This is a genomic window from Nonomuraea sp. B19D2, assembly GCF_040137845.1.
Classification (GTDB): Bacteria; Actinomycetota; Actinomycetes; order Streptosporangiales; family Streptosporangiaceae; genus Nonomuraea.
The window spans coordinates 15,976-35,407 of sequence record NZ_JBEFAK010000039.1; the positions used below are offsets into that span (position 1 = coordinate 15,976).

General features: G+C 67.9%; 15 protein-coding genes and 2 pseudogenes. 2 read left to right on the forward strand and 15 right to left on the reverse strand.

Annotated elements, in window-relative coordinates; all coding sequences use genetic code 11:
- Positions 1-13 precede the first annotated feature (13 nt).
- Positions 14-850 (forward strand): AraC family transcriptional regulator, encoded by an 837-nt coding sequence (locus ABN273_RS44615; protein ID WP_349455643.1) that lies wholly within the window; start codon positions 14-16, stop codon positions 848-850.
- On the opposite strand, the gene ABN273_RS44620 is transcribed toward ABN273_RS44615, so the two are convergent.
- Positions 802-1,581, reverse strand: coding sequence for an MFS transporter (locus tag ABN273_RS44620; protein ID WP_349455644.1), 780 nt, complete (start codon positions 1,579-1,581; stop codon positions 802-804). The genes ABN273_RS44615 and ABN273_RS44620 overlap by 49 nt on opposite strands.
- Before the next feature lie 798 nt (positions 1,582-2,379).
- On the opposite strand from ABN273_RS44620, the pseudogene ABN273_RS59870 reads away from it, so the two are divergent.
- Positions 2,380-2,721, forward strand: a pseudogene (locus tag ABN273_RS59870) (peptidase inhibitor family I36 protein); the annotation flags it as partial.
- A 213-nt stretch (positions 2,722-2,934) separates the two neighbouring features.
- Here ABN273_RS59870 and ABN273_RS44625 read toward each other — a convergent pair.
- From ABN273_RS44625 to ABN273_RS44685, 14 genes and pseudogenes are all read right to left on the reverse strand, one after another.
- Positions 2,935-3,279: an SPW repeat domain-containing protein gene (locus ABN273_RS44625; protein WP_349455645.1), complete on the reverse strand. Its 345-nt coding sequence runs from the start codon at positions 3,277-3,279 to the stop codon at positions 2,935-2,937.
- 190 nt (positions 3,280-3,469) lie between these two features.
- The gene (locus ABN273_RS44630) at positions 3,470-3,871 is read right to left on the reverse strand and encodes a hypothetical protein (RefSeq protein WP_349455703.1); all 402 of its coding nucleotides are present in this window, start codon (positions 3,869-3,871) and stop codon (positions 3,470-3,472) included.
- A gap of 141 nt (positions 3,872-4,012) precedes the next feature.
- Positions 4,013-4,384: pseudogene (locus ABN273_RS59875) on the reverse strand (AbrB/MazE/SpoVT family DNA-binding domain-containing protein); the annotation flags it as partial.
- A gap of 31 nt (positions 4,385-4,415) precedes the next feature.
- Entirely contained in the window at positions 4,416-4,898 is a 483-nt protein-coding gene (locus ABN273_RS44635; RefSeq protein ID WP_349455646.1) for an alcohol dehydrogenase catalytic domain-containing protein, read from the reverse strand.
- Positions 4,899-5,106: 208 nt separating this feature from the next.
- A complete protein-coding gene (locus ABN273_RS44640; RefSeq protein ID WP_349455647.1) occupies positions 5,107-5,958 on the reverse strand; it encodes an SDR family NAD(P)-dependent oxidoreductase in 852 nt (283 codons plus the stop codon).
- Positions 5,959-6,179: 221 nt separating this feature from the next.
- Positions 6,180-7,115, reverse strand: a complete 936-nt coding sequence (sigJ, locus tag ABN273_RS44645; protein ID WP_349455648.1) for an RNA polymerase sigma factor SigJ — start codon at positions 7,113-7,115, stop codon at positions 6,180-6,182.
- A 339-nt stretch (positions 7,116-7,454) separates the two neighbouring features.
- A complete protein-coding gene (locus ABN273_RS44650; protein WP_502911228.1) occupies positions 7,455-7,826 on the reverse strand; it encodes a carboxymuconolactone decarboxylase family protein in 372 nt (123 codons plus the stop codon).
- A 678-nt stretch (positions 7,827-8,504) separates the two neighbouring features.
- Complete coding sequence (locus tag ABN273_RS44655; RefSeq protein WP_349455649.1) at positions 8,505-11,981, reverse strand: ThuA domain-containing protein; 3,477 nt, start codon at positions 11,979-11,981, stop codon at positions 8,505-8,507.
- A 504-nt stretch (positions 11,982-12,485) separates the two neighbouring features.
- Entirely contained in the window at positions 12,486-13,883 is a 1,398-nt protein-coding gene (locus ABN273_RS44660; RefSeq protein WP_349455650.1) for an OmpL47-type beta-barrel domain-containing protein, read from the reverse strand.
- A 40-nt stretch (positions 13,884-13,923) separates the two neighbouring features.
- On the reverse strand, positions 13,924-14,757 hold the full coding sequence (locus tag ABN273_RS44665) for a sugar phosphate isomerase/epimerase family protein (RefSeq protein ID WP_349455651.1): 834 nt from the start codon (positions 14,755-14,757) through the stop codon (positions 13,924-13,926).
- Positions 14,758-14,795: 38 nt separating this feature from the next.
- A complete protein-coding gene (locus tag ABN273_RS44670; RefSeq protein ID WP_349455652.1) occupies positions 14,796-16,004 on the reverse strand; it encodes an ABC transporter substrate-binding protein in 1,209 nt (402 codons plus the stop codon).
- Positions 15,991-16,941, reverse strand: a complete 951-nt coding sequence (locus ABN273_RS44675) for an ABC transporter permease (protein WP_349455653.1) — start codon at positions 16,939-16,941, stop codon at positions 15,991-15,993. Before ABN273_RS44675 ends, ABN273_RS44670 begins: the two co-directional genes overlap by 14 nt.
- The gene (locus tag ABN273_RS44680) at positions 16,938-17,951 is read right to left on the reverse strand and encodes an ABC transporter permease (RefSeq protein ID WP_349455654.1); all 1,014 of its coding nucleotides are present in this window, start codon (positions 17,949-17,951) and stop codon (positions 16,938-16,940) included. Before ABN273_RS44680 ends, ABN273_RS44675 begins: the two co-directional genes overlap by 4 nt.
- Positions 17,952-19,382, reverse strand: coding sequence for a sugar ABC transporter ATP-binding protein (locus tag ABN273_RS44685; protein WP_349455701.1), 1,431 nt, complete (start codon positions 19,380-19,382; stop codon positions 17,952-17,954). It abuts the gene before it with no gap.
- Between the last annotated feature and the right edge of the window lie 50 nt (positions 19,383-19,432).

Below are 19,432 nucleotides of genomic sequence, written 5' to 3' on the forward strand. Positions count from 1 at the left end.
TACCGGTGGACGTGTGGTCGATCTCGGTGTGGCTGTTCTGAGCGTCATGAGACTTCGCCCGGTACGCCTTCAGCGAGAGGCCCACCCCGTGCGGGCCCGCGACGAGGACATCGTCCAACTCATCCTGCCCATGCACGGCACCGTCAACGCCACATGGGCTGGCCGACAGGACACAGTGAACGTGGGCGACCTCTACGCCCACGACCTCACACACCTCGAAGAGATGAACCTGCAACCCGACGGACGAGACACCCTCGAATTGGCCCTGGTCACCATCCCCAAACCAGTGCTCCCCCTACGAGGCGATGCAATGACACCCCTGCTCGGACAAGGCATGCCGGTCGACAACGGAGTAAGCGCACTACTCAAACGATTCATCCAAGACCTGGCCAACGAGAAACTGACACTCACCCCGGCCGACGGACAACGACTCGGAATGGTGCTGGTAGACCTCGTGACGGCGTGCTTCTCCAGCCTCCTCGAATCCAGGCCCATCCCACGACCAGGCTCCCAGCCACAAGCTCTCACCCAACGCATACGCGCCACCATTCAACGCCATCTCCACGACCCCGACCTCAGCCCACGCTCCATCGCCGCCGCACACCACATCTCCGTCAGCTACCTGCACCGCCTCTTCCAACAGCACGGCCACACCGTCTCAGCCTGGATACGCGACCAACGACTGGAACGCGCCCGTCGCGACCTCGCCGACACCGCCCTGACCGACATCCCGATCCACGCAATCGCCACCCGCTGGGGATTTCGCCGCGCCGCCGACTTCAGCCGCGCCTTCCGCACGGCCTACGGCCAATCGCCGCGCCAGTTCAGGTCGTCCCCACTGAGCACCTGAACGCGCGGACAACGACGAATAGGCCGCACCGCAGCACAGCACGGCGGTGAGGGCGTAGGCACCACACAGTCCCACGGTGGCCGAAGCGGTGACACCGAGCTCGGACACCCATCCGTCAGGAGGAATCCGCCGCCCTGACCCGCGGCGATGCCGGCGATCGCGACACCCATGGCCCGTCCCCGGTAAGCCGGATCCGTCCGCTGGACGAACATCGCGTTGAGCGGGGTGCCGAACGAGCACCCCACGCCGCAGCAGAACAGCAGGAGGAGAACCACAGGGGCCGGCGGGTGCGCGAGCATGGGCAGCAGCGCGACCCCGGGGAGCACGGCGAGCGGCGCCAGGATGCGGTCGCGGACGGAGGAGGGGATCCAGCTGATCAGGATCATCGCCCCGGTCGCGTAACCGAGGGCGATCGTGGCCATGAGCATTCCGGCAAGCGACGGGCCACCGCCTGGTTCACGCGCGAGAGGATAGGCGATCGCCTCGACGCCGAAGGCCGGCACCAGCCATACCAGGAGAAGGCAGCCTCGCAACCAGGGATCGGTGAAGACGTAGCGCATCCCTTCCACCGCGTCTGCGAGGGGCGACCAGCGGACGCCGCGGTTTCCCGGCGCGGGCCGAGGCCTGATCCCTCGCCAGATGAGCATCGCGGAGATCGCGAATGTCACGGCGTTCACGAGCAAGGCGCCCGTAGGTGTGATCAGCAGGACGGTGGCGCCGCCGATCGCCACGCGGAAATGCATGACCGCAAAGGGTTTCGGCTGGACCAGACCGCAGGTATCCACCGGCGAGCACGCATTGCTCGCGGGGAACGCCCGCCGCTACGGCCTGGCCGACTCCGAAGCCGCCGCGCAGCTACGGCTACCACGTCCCGGACGAGCCGGAAGAAGTACGAGCCCAGGCGGACAGGGCGGCGTGGGCCGATCGTTTGAGCGATGATGAACGGTCCGCGCTGTTCGACGAGGGCGGGTGCGTGGACCAGGCGGACTCCACTTTGCGGAAAGGCGCCGGCGACCGGAACTTCTCATGGTTCACCGACCTGGAATACAAAGCGGTCGACCGTTCCGCGGAAGACCCTGCGGTGGCATCGGCCATCAGGGCATGGAGTGACTGCATGCGCGACAACGGCTTCGACTACCGAACTCCGCGGGCCGCGGTGGCGGATCGGCGGCGCGTTACGTCAGCAACGCGCAGCGCGTTCTCGACTCAGAAACTCGCTGATGCTCCGCAAATGATCGCTCGGGCGCGTCTCCTTGAGGGCCGCAGGCGCCGGTCCGCGCGCCACGACGCTACCCGCGGGAACGGCGGTGACCGCAGCAGGTCACCGCCCTTTCCCGCCCCGCTCGAGTAGACGCAACACCAACAACGTGTGCGTTCCGCGCTAAAGCTGCGTTGTTGATTCTCGGTAGACTCCCGATCGAGAGGGAAGGCCAATGAGGATTGGACGTGTGATCGACTCAATAACGGTCGCCACCACTGTGACGGCCACCGTCGCATTAACTGGGTGAGCACCCGCGGCCGCGGACGATGACGGCCAATGCAGCGGCGGATGGGTCTGCCTGTACGAAAACGAGGACTTCAACAAGGACAAGGATCTTTGGGGCGACCACTGGCGCAACTTCCAGGAAAACAAGAGGAACTTCAGAGATTTCAACTGGCGCAACTCCTGGGGTGCGGACAGCGGCGACGGCATGGACAACGAGACCAGTTCGGTCAGAAACAGGAGCGGTTGTTACGCCGTGCTCTACCAGGACGTTGGATACGAGGGTGCAGAGACCTGGGTGAAACCAGGTGCAAGATATGATGACGACAAGCTGTCGAACAATTCCGTCGGCGACAACCGGGCGAGTTCACTTCGGGTGATCTGCTGACTGAATCTCGGTGCCACGAATTCACCTCATCACGGCATTATCGAAGCAGTCCCCGGCCCTGCCCATCGACGGCGACCGCCGGCCCGCGGAGCAGCGCGACGACCTCACTCAGCGGCGCGCCTGCCCGCGGCATCTCAGGCCGCCTTGATCCCCATCATCCGGCGTGCCACGACGAAGTAGCCAGAAGGCGGCGACCCGGCCCGCAGGCCGGTTTCAGCTACGCTGTGCTGCCTTGCCCTTGTTCGCTGCATGGAGGCTGAGGGCAATCGTGACGAGACCGACGATCGCCGATGTCAACGTCACGTCCCAGTTGTCGTCGTACGTCCCGTACGCCCACGGGGCGGTGAGCATCAAGGTGCCCCACACGGTATTCACCCATTTCACCCAGACCATGGCCGGTCTCGCGAGAGCTACGACGGCGGTGCCGACGATGAGGATTCCAAAGGTGAGCAGTGTGCCGGTGGCTCCTTGCTCGCCGTCGAACCAGAGTGGGGAGAGAATCCCGTAGAGGCCGGCGGCCAGGATCGCCCAGTCCTGCCAGCATGACCATGCTTTCATATCAACCTCCGCGCAGACCGGAAATCTCCGGTCAGCTGATTCCAGAAACCGTTGGTCCGTCCGGCTGTTCCGCTCCGGGACGGAGCCATCATTCCCGCGTTTCGTGTTCGGGTTGTGGCAGCGCGGCGGGGCGGGTGCCATGCCCCTTGTGGCCGCGACGATCGTGGCCGTGTGCGCCGCCAGCCCGGCGTCACCGGAGGACGCCTCGCCGGTGTACCGCGTGGCAGTACAGCCAGAGACCGACGGTCAGCACCCACACGCCGATGTCGATGAGGGAGAACCTGGGGCCGAGGATGGCCCATCGATCCATGAATCCGAACGTGATGACGAGCAGGCACAACTGGGACGTCGCGGCGATCAATGCGGCCAGGGTCGCCCGGCGGGAGCGGAACAGCAGCAGCACGGCCGCCGCGAGGCCGGCGGCGATGTTGATGGTCCAGAAGATGGCCGGGATCGCCGGATAGTCAGTGAAGTATGCGATCTGGGCAGGCCCGTAGCCCTGTTCGCCGAAGTACCCCTGGTTCAGGGTCCTGGTCAACATGTAGTCACGCGCACCGACGAGGTAGAGGGCCAGTAAGACGAGCCCTACCACCCACAGATGCCACGGTCTTGCTGCACGACGTTGCCGATCCTGCTCAGCCTGGCCCATTGGCCTCTCCCCGATTGTCGAACGTTGCGGCGGGCGGCTCTCCGAGGACGGTCTCGACCAGGCCGACCGCCATCTCCTTGGGGGTAGGACGGCGATACCCTTGCCGACGTCGGCGAGCAGCAGCAGGGTGTCGCCCGGGCTGATCCCGAACATGTCACGGATGTCCTTCGGGATGACGATCTTACCCTTCTCGCCGACCCTTGCGGTGCCCGCGTGGCCGTCGGCCACCCTCCGCTCGCGACGGTGGCCGACGACGAGCTTTGGCTGTGCTCGACAGCCAAACCCCCGGCCCGCTCCAAGACCGCGATCGGCCAGCTGGTCTCCCGCTGTGACGTCGTGCGGAGACGACGCTCCAACCTTTACAGGATCTTGTGTAAGACCGCGCGGGCTGAGGAGATCAGCAAAATGTGATGCAGGTGGGGTGCGCAGGCATGTAGAGGCGCCCCGTTTCGTCACCGGAGCCGTCTATCGTCGCGAACATGAGCGCTCAACCATCCTCGCGCCGTCGTTGAGCTGCGTCGTTTGCCCCGAGCGTACGTTTCCGGTCCGTTGCTCTTCGACCCCGCAGCGGCGGCGCTGCGGCGTGTACGTGGTCGAGGCCGGCCGGCTTACGGGTGAAGTGCCGCGACGGGGCGGTCACGTACTCCGCGTAGCCGCCCGCCTTGCGCGGGAAGCGCGGCATGCCGAAGACCTCGTCACCCGGTCGGAAGCGGGTGACCCCGGGACCAACCGCCTCCACCACCCCGGACACGTCCCAGCCGAGGATGGCGGGCGGATCGTCCAGCAGCCTGCCGTGCGTCCGTGACTTCCAGTCCGTCGGGTTGACTCCGGCAGCGTGCACCCGGACCAGGACCTCCGTCAGCATCGGCTCAGGACGGTCCACCTCGGCCAGCCTCAGCACCTCAGGGCCGCCCGGGGACTCCTGGATGATCGCGCGCTGACCCGAGGCACTGGATGCCGCGATCGGCACCCGCCTTACGGCGTAGGTCGATGACACCGGGAAGGTCGGGCCCAGCGCCGATGGCCGCTGCCACCGTCACCAACCACCTCGCCCATCGGCCCACGCTGTTCACCTGAATGCGGCGGTCCTACCCGACCCAGAGGTGGATTTTCGTCGGCCACCCGACCTCGGGCGTTAGCCCGTCTTCGCGTGTCTGCCCGAGACGCTCTTGCGAGACCTACGAGTTCTGGGAGTAGGTGTTGGTGACGGCGGCGATCCGGTCGGCGCTGGTTGTCTGATCCTCGGCGTCATTTCCGAGGTCAATGCCACCGGACAGCCAGCCGCCATCGATGGTGAGCACGCTGCCGGTGATGAATGACGCGCTCTCACTGGCCAGGAACGCGACCAGGTTGGCAACCTCCTCGGTGCGCCCCGGCCGGCCCAGCGGAAACCGGCTGGCGACGCCGAGCTCCTCGCCCAGCCTCCGCATGAGATCGTTGCTGGCGATGTATCCAGGGCAGATGGCGTTGACCCGGATACCGACCGGCCCCAACTCCAGCGCAGCCGACTTGACCAGACCGATCACACCGTGCTTCGACGCCGCGTACGCCGGTGACATCCGCACACCGGTGAGCCCGGCCGCCGACGAAGTGACCACAACCGAGCCACCGCCCACGTCGCGCATCGCCCGACCCGCTGCCTGCAGACCGAGCAGCACGCCACGCAGGTTCACCGCCATCGTGCGGTCCCACTCCTCCAGCGGGTAGTCCAGAACACCGGCCCAGTGCCCTGTCGCAGCGTTGAGATGTGCGATATGCACCGCGCCGTAACGGGCAACCGTCTCGCGGACCATCGCCTCGTTGTCCTCCGGAGATGCCACGTCGACCAGCAACCCGAACGCCTCCCCGCCGGCGGCCACGATCGTCTCGGCCGTCCGCTCAACTTTTTCGACGGTACGGCCGGCGCAGCACACCCGCGCTCCCAGGGAAGCCAGCGTTGCCGCGGTCGCCGCGCCGATACCGGACCCCGCCCCGGTCACGACCGCCACCCTCCCGGCCAGCGAAACCCTTCCTTGCTCCGTCATGGTCATTTTGATTGCTTCCTTTCCTGATCCGAGATCGAGTCCTCTTGGCAGGTGACAAGGAGGCCCACAGCGTCGCGCAGCTTGGTGGCTCCACCGACCCGGAAGACCACGGCGAGCAGTCCGACACTGGTCCACAGGGCGAGAATTCATGAGGTTTCTCCGTACGGGGGTTGCAGGCGATTCCCGCTCCGGGCAGCGGGGTCCGGCCGGTTGTCCTGGTTCGCGCGTCAGCCTGTCGTCCAAGGCCGGAGCTTCTCGGGGTTCAGTACCGACCAGATGCGCTTGATCCGGTCGCCTACGACGTCGAAGGCCAGTACCACCACGGTGACGCCGTCTTGCTGAAGCACCAGGCCGGGCTGGCCGTTGACCGTACGCTCCAGGATCGTCAGGCCGGGTGCCAGGCCGGCGACGGTGACGAAGGCACGCGCGATCCGCTCGCCGCCTTCCATCGGGCGCAGCATGGCGCTGACCAGGCCTCCGCCGTCGGCGGTCCCCATGGCGTCGGGGTCGAGGAGGCCGACGAGGGCGTCGATGTCCTTAGCCTCCCATGCCTGCTTGAACTCCCTGACGATGCTGGCCTGCCGGCCCGTCGGAGTCGCGGGACCCTGCGAGGCGCGAATCCGGCGGCGGGCCCGCCAGGCCAGCTGGCGGCAGGCCGCCGGCGTACGGCCGACGATCTCAGCCACTTCGGCGAAGGAGTAGCGGAACACATCGTGCAGGATGAACGTGACGCGCTCGGCCGGAGCCATGGCTTCGAGCACCACGAGGAAGGCCATGTTGACCGACTCGTCAAGGGTGACCCGGTCAGCCGGGTCGACCGGACTACCGCCCGGCCACCCGTTGCTCCACTCCGTACGATCGGGCAGCGGCTCCGGGATCCACTCGCCCACATACCTCTCGCGCCGGGCCCGTGCCGAGCCGAGCAAGTCGAGGCAGATGCGGCTGGCGACCGTGGTGAGCCAGGCGCCAGGCGATTCGATGGCCTCCTGCTGCTGCCGAGTCATGGCGTACCAGCGGGCGTAGGTCTCCTGGACGACATCTTCGGCATCGGCCAGAGAGCCGAAGAGCCGGTAGGCGAGATTGATCAGCTGGCGCCGTTCGCTCATGATCGCGCTCAGGCCCGGATCCAGCCGGCCGTCTCCTGGCTCGGATGGGGTGATCATGATATTGCCGACTCCTTTGGTCGCAACTGCCCTCACCGGTTCGACGAGTCAACGCGCCGAACTGTGAGATTGACGCGCCGCCTCACACTCCGAGGGGTTGCGTCGTCGTACCGCCGGGATGAAACATCGTTCCGCCAACGCCAACCTCGAGGTGATCTGACGCTGGAACGCGCCCTGCACACGCACGCGGGACCTCAACAAGGTCGGCCAGAGCCCTCGGTGGCGCTGCCACGGACTCAGCGGCACGTGTTCCGTCCTGCGTATCTTGAACTTCAGAGGTCGGAGATGGGACTGGGCTGCTGGAGTTCGTCCCACCCAGCCTGACGCAGATCGGCATCGCTATCCGTGCTGGCCGGGCTGGAAGTCGCCGTTCGCCCAGGCCTCGTCGCTGACACCACCGGCGGCGTCAGCGATGCGGGTGCCCTGTTCGGCCAGTTCCAGGGCGGCCCGCTCGGCCTCGGTAAAGACCTTCGCCTCCCGCCACGCCGCGACCAGGTTGAGGCGCACCGACGATTCCCCGGCGTGCGCGGCTTCCTTGGTGTGCATGTCGACGCAGACGCTGCAACCGTTGATCTGGCTGACGCGAAGCGCCACCAGCTCCTGCGTTGTAGCGGGCAGGGGCGAATCTTGTACGACCTTGCCCGCGGACAGGACATGCTTCAGGAGCTTCGCCGCGATCGGGCTGCCAAGAAAGTTGAGACGGGCGTTCACACTGTTCTCCGTGTCGTTTCGGCTGTACACCCCACCGACGACACAGCCCGGCCAGATGTCACAGCCAACCGAATGTGATCTGCGTCTCCCAGCTGCGACGCTACGGGCATGGTCGCTGGTGCTTCGCCCCAAAACGATCATTGGGTGGGCGCTGTTGCCGATTTGGATGGTGCTGATCGCGTTCGATCGACGCTCGGGAGGCCTGGTCAGGCAACCGGTCAGGGTCCGCAGGCTCACGGACCCAAAGACCAGAAGCTGCGGATCGTGCACCGCGGCACGACCAGCGCGGCATGTGAGTACTCGTGGAGGCGTTCATTGAGGATCAGGATCCGGTCCAGGAGTTCGCGGCGCAGGGTGCCGACACCACCTCGCGATGGTCGCAGCCACTGCCCTGATCACGCAGCAAAACCCCAGCTCACCGCACGAAACCGGATTTCCGAGCGGGACAGGTTCTCCCGGCCCATCCGGAGGACCGGCGATCGCACTGAGGGACGTGTGGCAGGTCGGCCCCGCCTGCGGCGCTTGAACGTCCAGCGGCGCCGCACCAAATCGGCATGCCAGCGCAACAACGTGCGTGCCCGGCGTTACGAACAGCCGCAGGCGACCGGGTGCAGGCACGCCGCCGGAGCCGGCCGCAGGAGGGCGGGCCGGCTCCAGGGTTCGGACGTCACATGGCGTTCAGACGCGGGTCCACTTCTGGTTGTTCTGGCCGTTGCAGGCCCAGATCTGCACCTTGGTGCCGTTGGCGGTGCCGGCACCGCTGACGTCCAGGCACTTGTTCGCCCCGACGGCAGTGACGCTGCCGTCGGCGTTGAACCGCCATTTCTGGTTGTTCTGCCCGTTGCAGTCCCAGATGATCACGGCGGTGCCGTCCGCCGTCCCGGCCCCGTTCACGTCCAGGCACTTGTTGCCGGACACCCGCAGCTCACCCGCGGCGGTCGACGTCCACTGCTGGTTGGGCTGCCCGTTGCAGTCCCAGATCTGCACCTGTGTGCCGTTCGTCGACGAGGCGCCGTTGAGACACCGGTTCGACCCCACACCCCGCAGCGCGCTCGTGCTGCCCGGGGGCGAGCCGTCACCCTGTCCGACGCCCCTGCCGTTGAAGGTGAACGAGTCCACATCGAACGAGTTCGCGGACGGCGCCTTGAAGACGACATGGACATTGCGGGTGCCGCCGGGATCGGTGACCTGCACCGCGGGCAGGGACACGTAGGTGTTCCATCCCCCGGTCGCCGGCACGGGGCTGGAGGCGATGAGGGCGCCGGTCGGCGAGTCGGCGTGCAGCTCGATGGACGCCCCGGTGTTGGACGGCGCCGAGACGCGGAAGGACACCGTGTCGATCCCGGACAGGTTGATCGGGCTGAAGGAGATCCAGTCGTTGTTGGAGATGTCGCCGACGCGCCTGCCGCCTTCGGCTCCGGGCTCATCGATCATCCGGATTCCGGACGAGCCGGTGAAGTGCTCGGCCTGCTTGTGCTTGGGCTGCAGGGTGATGCCGGCGCTGCCCTTCAGGCCGCCCTTGTCGGTGTAGTCGGCGGACAGGACATAGTAGACGTTCGAGGCCTCGTCATGGCCGGACGCGGTGGTCGTGACCGTCCCGGAGCAACCGGTGTACTGGCCGGTGTCGTGGGCGTGCTGGTCATGGCCGAGCGCGGTGATCACGTTGACCTTGGTGCAGTCGACGGCGCCGTCCTCGGGGTCGGTGACGTTCACCGTGTAGGCCACCTGGTCGCCGAAGTCGATGAACCCGCCGTCGGGCGGAGCCGAGAAGACGACCTTGGGACGGGTGTTGCCGACGACGATGGACAACGTGACGCTGCCCGTCTTCCCGCCGAGGTCCCGTACGGTCAGCTTGGCCGTGTACGTGCCGTTGGCGTTGTAGGTGTGGGACGGGTTGGCGCTGGTGGAGTTCCCGCCGTCGCCGAAGTCCCACGCGTAGGTGATCGCGTCGCCGTCTGGGTCGGACGAGCCGGCCGAGGAGAACGCCACCGTCAGCGGCGCCGCGCCCGAGTCGGGGTTGGCGCTCGCCTTGGCGAGGGGTGCGCGGTTTCCGGCTACGTAATCGATCCGGTAGATGCTGTCATCGGTGTTCGCGTGGCCGAAGCCGTTGCCCCAGTCGGCCATGTACAGGGCGCCGTCCGGACCGAACTTCATGTCGATCGGCGCATGCGGGGCGAGTTGTGCCGCAAAGGGGTTGATCTTCAGGAGATTGCCCGAGGAGTCCAGGCGGAACTCCTTGACGAAGTTGCGGCTCCATTCGTAGAAGAACGGCGTGCCATCGAAATACTCGGGGAACTTGCGGTCAGAGCCGCCGGTCGGGTCGTAGCGGTAGAACGGGCCGCCCATCGGAGCCGCACCGCCGCAGCAGTTGATCTCGGGGAACTCTGCCGAGACGTGGTAGTTGTACCAGACGGTCGCGGGCTTGGCCGCGGGCAGATTGCTCAGGCCGGTGTTGTTGGGCGAGTCGTTGACCGGTGCCGAGCAGTTGAACTTCGCGCCGGAGGTGTTGGTGGCGAAGTTGTAGTCGTTGAACGGGATGTTGTTGGCGACACAGTACGGCCAGCCGTAGAAGCCCGGCTGCTTGATCAGGTTCCACTCGACGGTGCCCTCGGGACCGCGGCTGGGGTTCGCGGCGCCGGCGTCGGGGCCGTAGTCACCCAGCGAAATCCAGCCCGTCACCTTGTCGACCGAGAAGCGGAACGGGTTGCGGAAGCCCATCGCGTAGATCTCCGGCCGCGTCTTGGCGGTGCCGGGCGCGAACAGGTTGCCGGACGGAACCGTGTAGGCGCCGTCGGGCTCGGGGTGGATGCGCAGGATCTTGCCGCGCAGGTCGTTGGTGTTGGCCGAGGACCGCTGGGCGTCGTAATGCTCCCGGCCCGGCCGCTCGTCGATCGGGGCGTAGCCGCTGGACCCGTTGGGATTGGTGTCGTCACCCGGACCGATGTACAGGTTCCCGCCCGGCCCGAACGCGAGGTAGCCGCCGGTGTGGCCGGGCTCGTCGACGTTGCGGTACGCCGGAACCTCGATGATCTTCTTCTCACTCGCCAGGTCGAGGCTGGTGCCGTTGAAGGTGAACCTCGATACCCGGTTCACCTCACCGCCATTGGACGGCGAATAGTTGACGTAGATCCAGCCGTTGGTGGCGAAGTTCGGATCCAGCGCCAGCCCGATGCCGCCGTCCTCGCCGCCGTCGTACACCGGCAGGGTGCCGATGACGCGTGTGCCCCCACCGTTGGCGGTGATCAGGTTCACCTTGCCCGAGCGCGAAACGTAGAAGACCCTGCCGTCGGCGGCCACGTCCAGTTCCATCGGCTGGTCCGGTGCGCCGTCGAGGGTCACCTTCTGGAACCGGGCCGCGACCGTGCCGCCGCAGTCACCCGGCGCCGCGCCCGCCGCCCACTTCACCGCACCCAGCAGGTGCTGTTTGAACGACGACTCCGAATAGGAGGACGCCTGGTGGCCCATCGCGGTGGCCCACACCCGGCCGCCCTCCGGGTTGTGACACCAGGAGATCGGGTGGTCGGCGCCCATCTTGTTCGGCCCCGCGTCATAGGTGGTCTCATCCGCGGTCACCAGCACGTGCACCGAGCCCCGCATGTTCTTGTCGAAGTTGTACCACTCCTCTGGGCGCACCCACCGATCCGGCAGGCCCTTCGTGGCGGGGTGAGCCTTGTCGGCCACCTTGGCGGTGCCCTGCAGGATCGCCGAATGCGCGGTCATGTGCGCGCCGGCCAGGACAACCTGGTCCCACCAGGGAAACTGCGCCTCGATGTTCATGTCGGTGGCGTTGTGGATCGCGACGATGCCGTGGCCGCCGCGCACATACGCCTGGAAGGCCTGACGCTGGGCGTCGTTGTCCCACACCATGCCGTTGGTCTGGAACATGATCACCGCGTCGTAGGTGTTCAGGGTCGCGGTCGTGAAGACGGCGGAGTCCTCGCTGTGGTCGAGCTGGAAGTTGTTGTCGGTCGCCATCTGCTGGAACATCGCGACACCGGCGGGGATGGAGTCATGCCGATAGGCGCCGCTCGCCGTCTCGGTGAACAGCAGCACCTTGAACTCCGGAGCGGCCGCGTGCGCCACCAGCGGCACCAAGGACACCGACAGCCCTAATAACGTTGCGGCCAGGGCGGGAAGCAGACGTGGTCTTCGCATGAAGGATCTCCTGGGGGGTACCGGCAACGGTCGGAGTTGACGGGTGCCTTGGCCGGCTCGGTGCGGGCCGAGTCCCGCAGCCGGGCCACTTCGACGATCTCCCCCGCACTCAGGCGGCGGGCGGGAGTCGTGCCGGGCGGCGCTTCGCACGGTGACGCCGAGCGTGACCATGCGACAGGTGTCGAATCGATTCGGAACGAAAATAGGTCTGCCCAACAAACCTGTCAAGCATGCTTATTTATCGCATCAGAGACCGGCTTTTCCTCTTACGCTGAGCGAAGGTCTCCTGCCTTATCGGAGATCGGCATTTCAGATGGCGTCTACCTGTCCCATCGGCTCTCACCTCGAACAAAAGTTGGCCGCATATTCCGAATTGACCAGGCGCCGATGAGTGTGAAACTTTCAAGCTCTATGCCGGGCGATCACCAGCGACCACCTCAGCCACGACACGGACACCGGCGGGCCGGGGCGCAGCGATGCGCCCCGGCCCCCGACGTTCAACTGTCAGCCGCCGATGACCGAGAGCATCTTGTCGGCGTCGCGGGTGAGCACCTGGCGCACCTCGGCGCGCGGGACCAGCTTCGCGTCCGCGGCGAGTCCCTTGAATTCGGTGAGGAGCCGCACCGCCCGGCCGTCGTTGCCGGACGCCTCCGCCCTGCGGGCCTGGGTCAGCTTGCTCGTCAGCTTGTCATGCGCGCCCGCTGACAGCCAGCTGGTGGCCCGGAAGCGGTCGAGCAGGTTCTGCATGTCCCGCAGCGAAGTGGTGACGTTGAACCGCACCGAGGTCGTCACCGCGTTCCCGGCATTGTCGGTCGAGGTCACCGCGATCGTGTGCGCCGCCAGCGTCTGAGTGAACAGCGGCAGCACCGAATCCGGCGTGTGCGGGGCGCCGTCGAGGGTGCCGGTCGTGCTGCGGACGCCCGAGGTGGCGTCCACGGCCTCCCAGCTGATCACCACGTCCTGGGAGTCGCCGTACACCTCCCCGTCGGCCACGCCCGACACGAGCAGGATGGGCTTGGTGGCGTCGATCTTCAGCACCGCCGCCTTCTCCTCCTCGACGTTGCCCGCCGCGTCGGCCGTGCGGTAGCGCAACTCGTGCTCGCCGTCGCCGTCCACCACCACGGCCGTTCCTGGGTACGCCGTCCAGGCGCCGCCGTCGAGCGAGTACTCGATGAGCTTGACGCCGGAGTGGGTGTCCTGCGCGGCCAGCTCGACCGGGACCGAGTCCTTGCTCCATCCGGTCTCGTTCGGCGCGGCGAACGACGCAGTGGTCTGCGGGGCGGTGGCATCGATCTTCATAGTGAGCGAGCGGGCCTGCTCGACGTTGCCCGCGCCGTCCCGGGAACGGTACTCGAGGGTGTGCGCCCCGTCACCGCTGACCGTGAACGGCGTGCTGTAGGGGGTCCAGGCGCCACTGTCGATCCGGTATTCGGTGGCGGCCACGCCGCTGCCGTTCTCCTCGTCCGCCGCGGTCAGGGTGATCTCGACCGGCGCGGCGGTATACCAGCCGTCCTTGCCGTTCGGCTCGGCCGGGTTCTGCTTCGCCGTGGTGGTCGGCGGGGTCTCGTCGACGGGGTCACCGCCTCCGCCGACCTTGGTGAGGCGGAAGGTCTGGTTGAGGGCGCTCGAGCAGTTCCACTGGATCACCGCGGCGCCGTCGGCCTGGGAGACGCCGTTGATGTCGACGCACAGCCCGGTCTTGGCGGAGACGATCTGGAAGAGGCCTTCGCCGCCGCCGGTCGGGACCATGGTGAAGTACTGGTTGGGTGCGTCGCCGCTGCCGGCCGCGTGGCAGGTCCACTGGACGAGCTGGGTGCCGGGCGTGGTCGTGCCGCCCGGGATGTCCGCGCACTTGCCGCTGCCGACGTTCTTGAGCTGGTAGCCGCCGGGCGCGGGCACCACTGGGCGTACGCCGGCGGATGTCAGAGAGGGTGAACGGGCGTCAGAGGGCGCGCAGGTAGGCGAGGCCGTCGGCGGCCAACGCGTCCTGGCTCTCCGCGAGGGGCCGCCAGATGGAGGCCGCGGTGGCGATGCTCTGGTTGTGCGCGGTGAAGGACTCGATGACGAGCGGCCCTTGATAGCCGACGTCGTGCAGGGCCCGGGTGAAGCCGGGCCAGTCGAAGCGGTCGGCCCCCGGCGTGCCGCGATCGGTGCCGCACACCTGCACGTGCGCGATCCGATCCGCCGCGACCCGCACTGCCTGGGCGGGGTCTTTCTCCTCGATGTTCATGTGGTACATGTCGAGTGCCAGGTGGCAGTCCTCGGGCAGCGCCTCCAGCGCCTGCTCGACGGTGTTGACGAGGCTGGTCTCATACCGGTTGAGCGGCTCGACCGCGAGCTTCACGCCGCGCTCGGCCGCGTGGTCCAGGACAGGCCGCAGATGCTCACGCAACTCGGTGTAGACCCCCCGGCGCTCGTCTGGTGACAGCCGCCACGTACGGCCGACCGAGGCGTACGCCGGCCCCCCGATCACCGGGGAGCCGACGGTCGCCGCCACGTCGACGCAGTGCCGCAGATAGTCCTGGGTTGCGCGGACCGTCTCCGGGGAGGCGGCCACGAGCTCGCGCCCCGGCGGCATGACCAGTACCACGGACGCCGCCAGCCCCTGCTCGGCCAGCACCGCCGCGGCCTTGTCCGGGTTCCAGTCGCCGGGTTGCTCGACGGGCAGCTCGATGACGTCGAAGCCCCACCCGGCGATGCGGGGCGCAAGCCGCGCCAGGTCGTCGTCGGTCAGCGGGGAGACCCAGACCCAGGTGTTCACTCCGATGGAGAACATGGCGTCCCTCTTCGTCGTCGGTTCGCGAAAGGAGCCGATCAGCTCTTCTTCCCGCCCCAGGTCTCGGGGAACCCGGGCAGGTCCTCACAACCGCACAGCGCGTAGTGCAGCGGCGGCATGTTGGGCTTGAGGTAGGTCGGCAGGTTCTCGCTGGTGACCTTCGGCTGCGGCAGGTTCCACATCTCGGGCACTTCCTCGCCCTTGAGGATCTTCAGCGCGGCGATGATCGGGGTGCGCCACTGGTAGGTCGGGTACGTGGGTGCGACGGCGGTGAGGCCCGCGTCCTTCCACTTCTGCAGGAAGTCCTGCTGGTCCTCGCCGTTGATCGGCGGCACCGGCAGGCCGGCGTCCTCGAACGCCTCGATCGCGGCCACCGCCGTGGCGCCCGCGTCCATCCAGACGCCGTCGATCTTGCCGTGCCGCTGGATGTAGTCGCTGACGATGCTCTTGGTCTTGGCGGCGTCGCCGTCGGTGAACTCCACCCCCGCCACCTGGAGCTTGCTCTTGTCGAAGACCACCTTCGCCGCCGACCAGCGGGTCTCCAGCACGTCCACGCCGGGCAGGATGCGCAGCGCCAGCACCTTCCCGCCCGCCGGCACCTTCTCGACCAGGAACTCGGCGGCATCGGCGCCGAAGGCGTAGCCGCCGATGGGCTTGATGAACGTCACCGGGCAGTCCGTCTCGACGCCCCGGTCGAACACGATGACGGGCACCTTCCCGCAGGCGGCCGTCACGGCGGGGGTGAGCGTGGCCGTGGTGTTCGGCGAGACGATCAGTGCGTCGCAGCCCTTGGCCTGCAGCTCGGCGATGTCGGAGATCTGCTTGTCGTCCTTGCCTTCGGCATCCAGCGCGGTGAACTTGGTGATCTCCTTGTGCAGGCCGGCCTCGGCCTGCATCGTCTTCCACCCGACCTGGCGCCAGGGGTTGTTGACCGCCGCGTTGGAGAAGCACAGGTGGTACGGCCCGTCCTTTTTGTACTTCGCCGTGTCGATCATCTTCGGCGCGATGGCCTGCTCCCAGGGCTTGTCCGTGGGGCCCTGCGGCGTCTGGGAGCGCATGGCCAGCTGGGCGTCGAAGTCCGCCTGCACGAAGAACTTCGACTGCGCGCCCGTGCCCGAACCTTGAGCGCTCTGGCTGGCGCTCGCGGCGGGCGCTGCGGGTCGGGTGGTTGCCGTCGGCTTGTCGGTGGTGCAGCCGGCCAGAGCGAGCGCGGCGAAAACGGCGACTGCGGCCTTACGACGCGGCATGGGCGTCTCCTCTTCGGGGGGTGAACTTCCGGGGAAGTCGGATGGCTCCCGCCGCGACCGCGGCGATGATGATGACGCCCTGCACGGTGAACTCCAGCGCCCCCGAGATTCCGTACAGGTTGAGCAAGGTGAACAGCGCCTCCAGCGTGACGGCCCCGGCCATGGCGGCCAGCGCGGAGCCGCGGCCGCCGCCGAGCACCACGCCGCCGAGGACGACCGCGGTGATGGCGGAGAACTCGAGTCCCTGGCCCACCTGCGCCGAGACCCCGGCGAAACCGCCGAGCAGGATCGCCGCGACGGCCGCGGCCAGACCGGAGAGCATGAAGGCGAAGATCTTGGCCCGGTCGACCCGGACCCCGGACAGCGCCGCGGCACGCTCATTGTCACCGGTGGCCATCAGCGTCTTGCCGAAATCGGCGCGCATGAGCCAGATCGCCGCCGCGCCCACGGCCAGCAGGATCAGCACCGACCACGGCAGCGGCCCGAGGCCGCCCCGGCCGAACACCCGGAAGCCCTCCGACAGCGCACCACGCGGCGCGCCGCCCGTCCAGAGGAAGACCGCCCCGCTGAGGATGAGCAGCATGCCGAGCGTCACGATGAACGACGGCACCCGCAGCTTGGTGGTAAGCACGCCGTTGACCAGTCCGGCGAACAGCCCGACGACGATCAGCAGGGCGAGGACCGGCCAGGTGGCGGACTCGTCGCCGTCGATGAGCCGCGCGGCGATCACCACTTCGGCCGTCACCAGCGAGCCGACCGACAGGTCGAACTCGCCGGAGACGATGACGAAATACTGTCCCGCGGCGAGGATCACCAGCGGCGCGGCCCGTTTGAGGAAGGCCAGGAACCCGGCGGGCTCCAGGAAGAAGGGGTTGGCGACCGCGATCGCGGCCAGCAGCACCACGAGGACCGCGAGGATGGGAAGTGTCCGCTTCATGCCGACCGCCTTGTTCCGCGCCGGGCGTAGACGGCCACCGCGATGACGATGACCACGCCGCGGACCACGTCCTTGACGAAGGAGTTGACCTCGAGCTGATTGAAGACGGTGTCCAGGACGGCCAGCAGCAGGACCCCGCCCACGGTTCCGGCGACCCCGCCCTTGCCTCCGGCCAGCGCGGTCCCGCCGAGCACGACCGCGGCGATGGACTCCAGGTCGTAGCCGCCGTCGGTGCCCACCGTGGGCGCCCCTGCCCCGAGCCTGCTGGCCAGCAGCAGGCCCGCGATGCCGGCGCAGACCGAGCAGAGCACGTGGGTGAGCACGATGACCCGCCCCGTACGGATCCCGGACAGCCGGGCGACCTCCTCGTTCCCGCCCACCGCGTAGATCCGGTACCCCAGCCGGGTCCTGCTCAGCAGGAACCAGGCCACGACCGCCACGCCCGCCCAGAGCAGGGCGGAGATGGGGATCGGCCCGATGCGGGAGTAGCCGAGGAGCTGGAACGACTCGGGCACCTTGCCAGCCGGGCCGTCGTACAGGTGGTCGACGATGCCCTTGATGATCAGGGCGACGCCGAGCGTGGCGATGAAGGCGTGGACCTGGAGCCTGGTGATGACCAGCCCGTTGACCAGCCCCACCAGCGCGCTGATCGCCAGCACCGCGGCGACGGCCGGCACGATGCCTCCGTCCTGGCCCGCCATGATCTCCGCCGCGACCAGCGAGGACAGGCTGATCAGGTACGCCACGGACAGGTCGAGCGACCCGGCCAGGATCGCCAGCGTCTGCCCGATCGCCACGATGCCGAGGGCCGCCGAACGCTGCTGGATCCCGACGACGCTCTCCATGGTGAGGAACTGGTCGCCATCGAGCGCGGCGAGGGCCCAGCCGACCGCGACCAGGCCGAGCAGCGCGAGGAACACCACCTGTGTGGGTTCGCGCAACAGCGCCGCCAGGCCGCCGTGCGCCTCGCCGCGGCGGGCGGGACGGCGGACGCGTACGAGCAGGTTCATTCAGGCCACCTCTCCCGCGGCCAGGCGCATGATGGCCTCCTCGGAGGCCCCTGCCGGCAGCGTGCCCGCGATGCGGCCGTCGCGCAGGACGACGACGCGATCGCTCATGCCGATGAGCTCGGGCAGCTCGGAAGAGATCATCATGATGGCCATGCCGTCATTCGCCAGCTCGCGCATCAGGTCGTGGATCGCGGCCTTGGCCCCGACGTCGACGCCCCGGGTCGGTTCGTCGAACAGCAGCACCCGCGGCGCCGTCGTCATCCATTTGGCGAGCACGACCTTCTGCTGGTTGCCTCCGGACAGGTAGCGGACCTCCTGGTCCTGGCGCGGAGGCGAGAGGCGCACCCGTTCGAGCAGGTCGCGGAGGCCGTTGCGGCCCTTGGCGCCCACCGCGCGGGCGACGAGCAGAGCGTTGTCGCGCACGGACTGGCGCAGCGCGAGCCCTTCGGCCTTGCGGTCCTCGGTCACCAGCCCGATGCCCATGGCCACGCCTTCCCGGACCGAAGTCGGGCGCGACGGGGTCATCTCGCCCGTGGTGAACGGCTCCGCGCCGAAGATCGCTTTGGCGAGTTCGGATCTGCCGGATCCCTGCAGGCCCGCGATGCCGACGATCTCCCCGGCACGCAGTTCCAGATCGATGTGGCGGAGCTTGTGGTTGCCCGCTCCGCGCAGGTTGAGCCGTACCTCGCCGGCGCCGGCCGAGCGGGGTGGGAAGTAGGTGCCGAGGTCGCGCCCCACCATCAGGCGGATCAGCTCGTCGGGGGTCACCTCGCCGATCGGGAGCGTGGTGACGCGCGAGCCGTCCTTGAGCACGGTGACGCGGTCGGCGAGGTCGAAGACCTCGCGTAATCGGTGTGAGATGTACACGACGGCGATGCCGCGTTCCCGCAGCCGCCCGATCAGCCGGTAGAGCAGCTCGACCTCGTGCTCGGCGAGCGCCGCGCTGGGCTCGTCCATGACGACGAGCCGGGCGTTCACCGACAATGCCTTGACGATCTCGACGACCTGCTGCTGGGCCACCGACAGGCGCTTGACGGCGTCGCGGGGGCCCAAGGAGTCCTCGCCCAGCTCGTCGAGGAGCCGCGCGGCCGCCTCCTCCATGGCGACCCGGTCGACCAGGCCCCGCCTGACGGGCTCGCGCCCCAGGAAGACGTTCTCGGCGACGGTGCGCTCGGGCAGCAGGTTGAATTCCTGGTAGATGATCGCGATGCCGGAGCGCTGCGCCTCGAGCGGATGGCCGAAGGAGACGGGCCGACCGTCGATCTCGATCGTGCCCTCGTCCGGCGCGTGAACCCCGCAGACGATCTTCATCAGGGTGGATTTGCCGGCGCCGTTCTCGCCGACGACGGCGTGGACCTCGCCGGCCGTCACGTCCAGGTCGACTCCGGAGAGCACCCGCACGCCCAGGAAGCTCTTGCCGATGCCGCGCATGCTCAGCACTCGGTCCGCCTCCCCGCTCCGGGGCTACCGGCAAGTTGCGG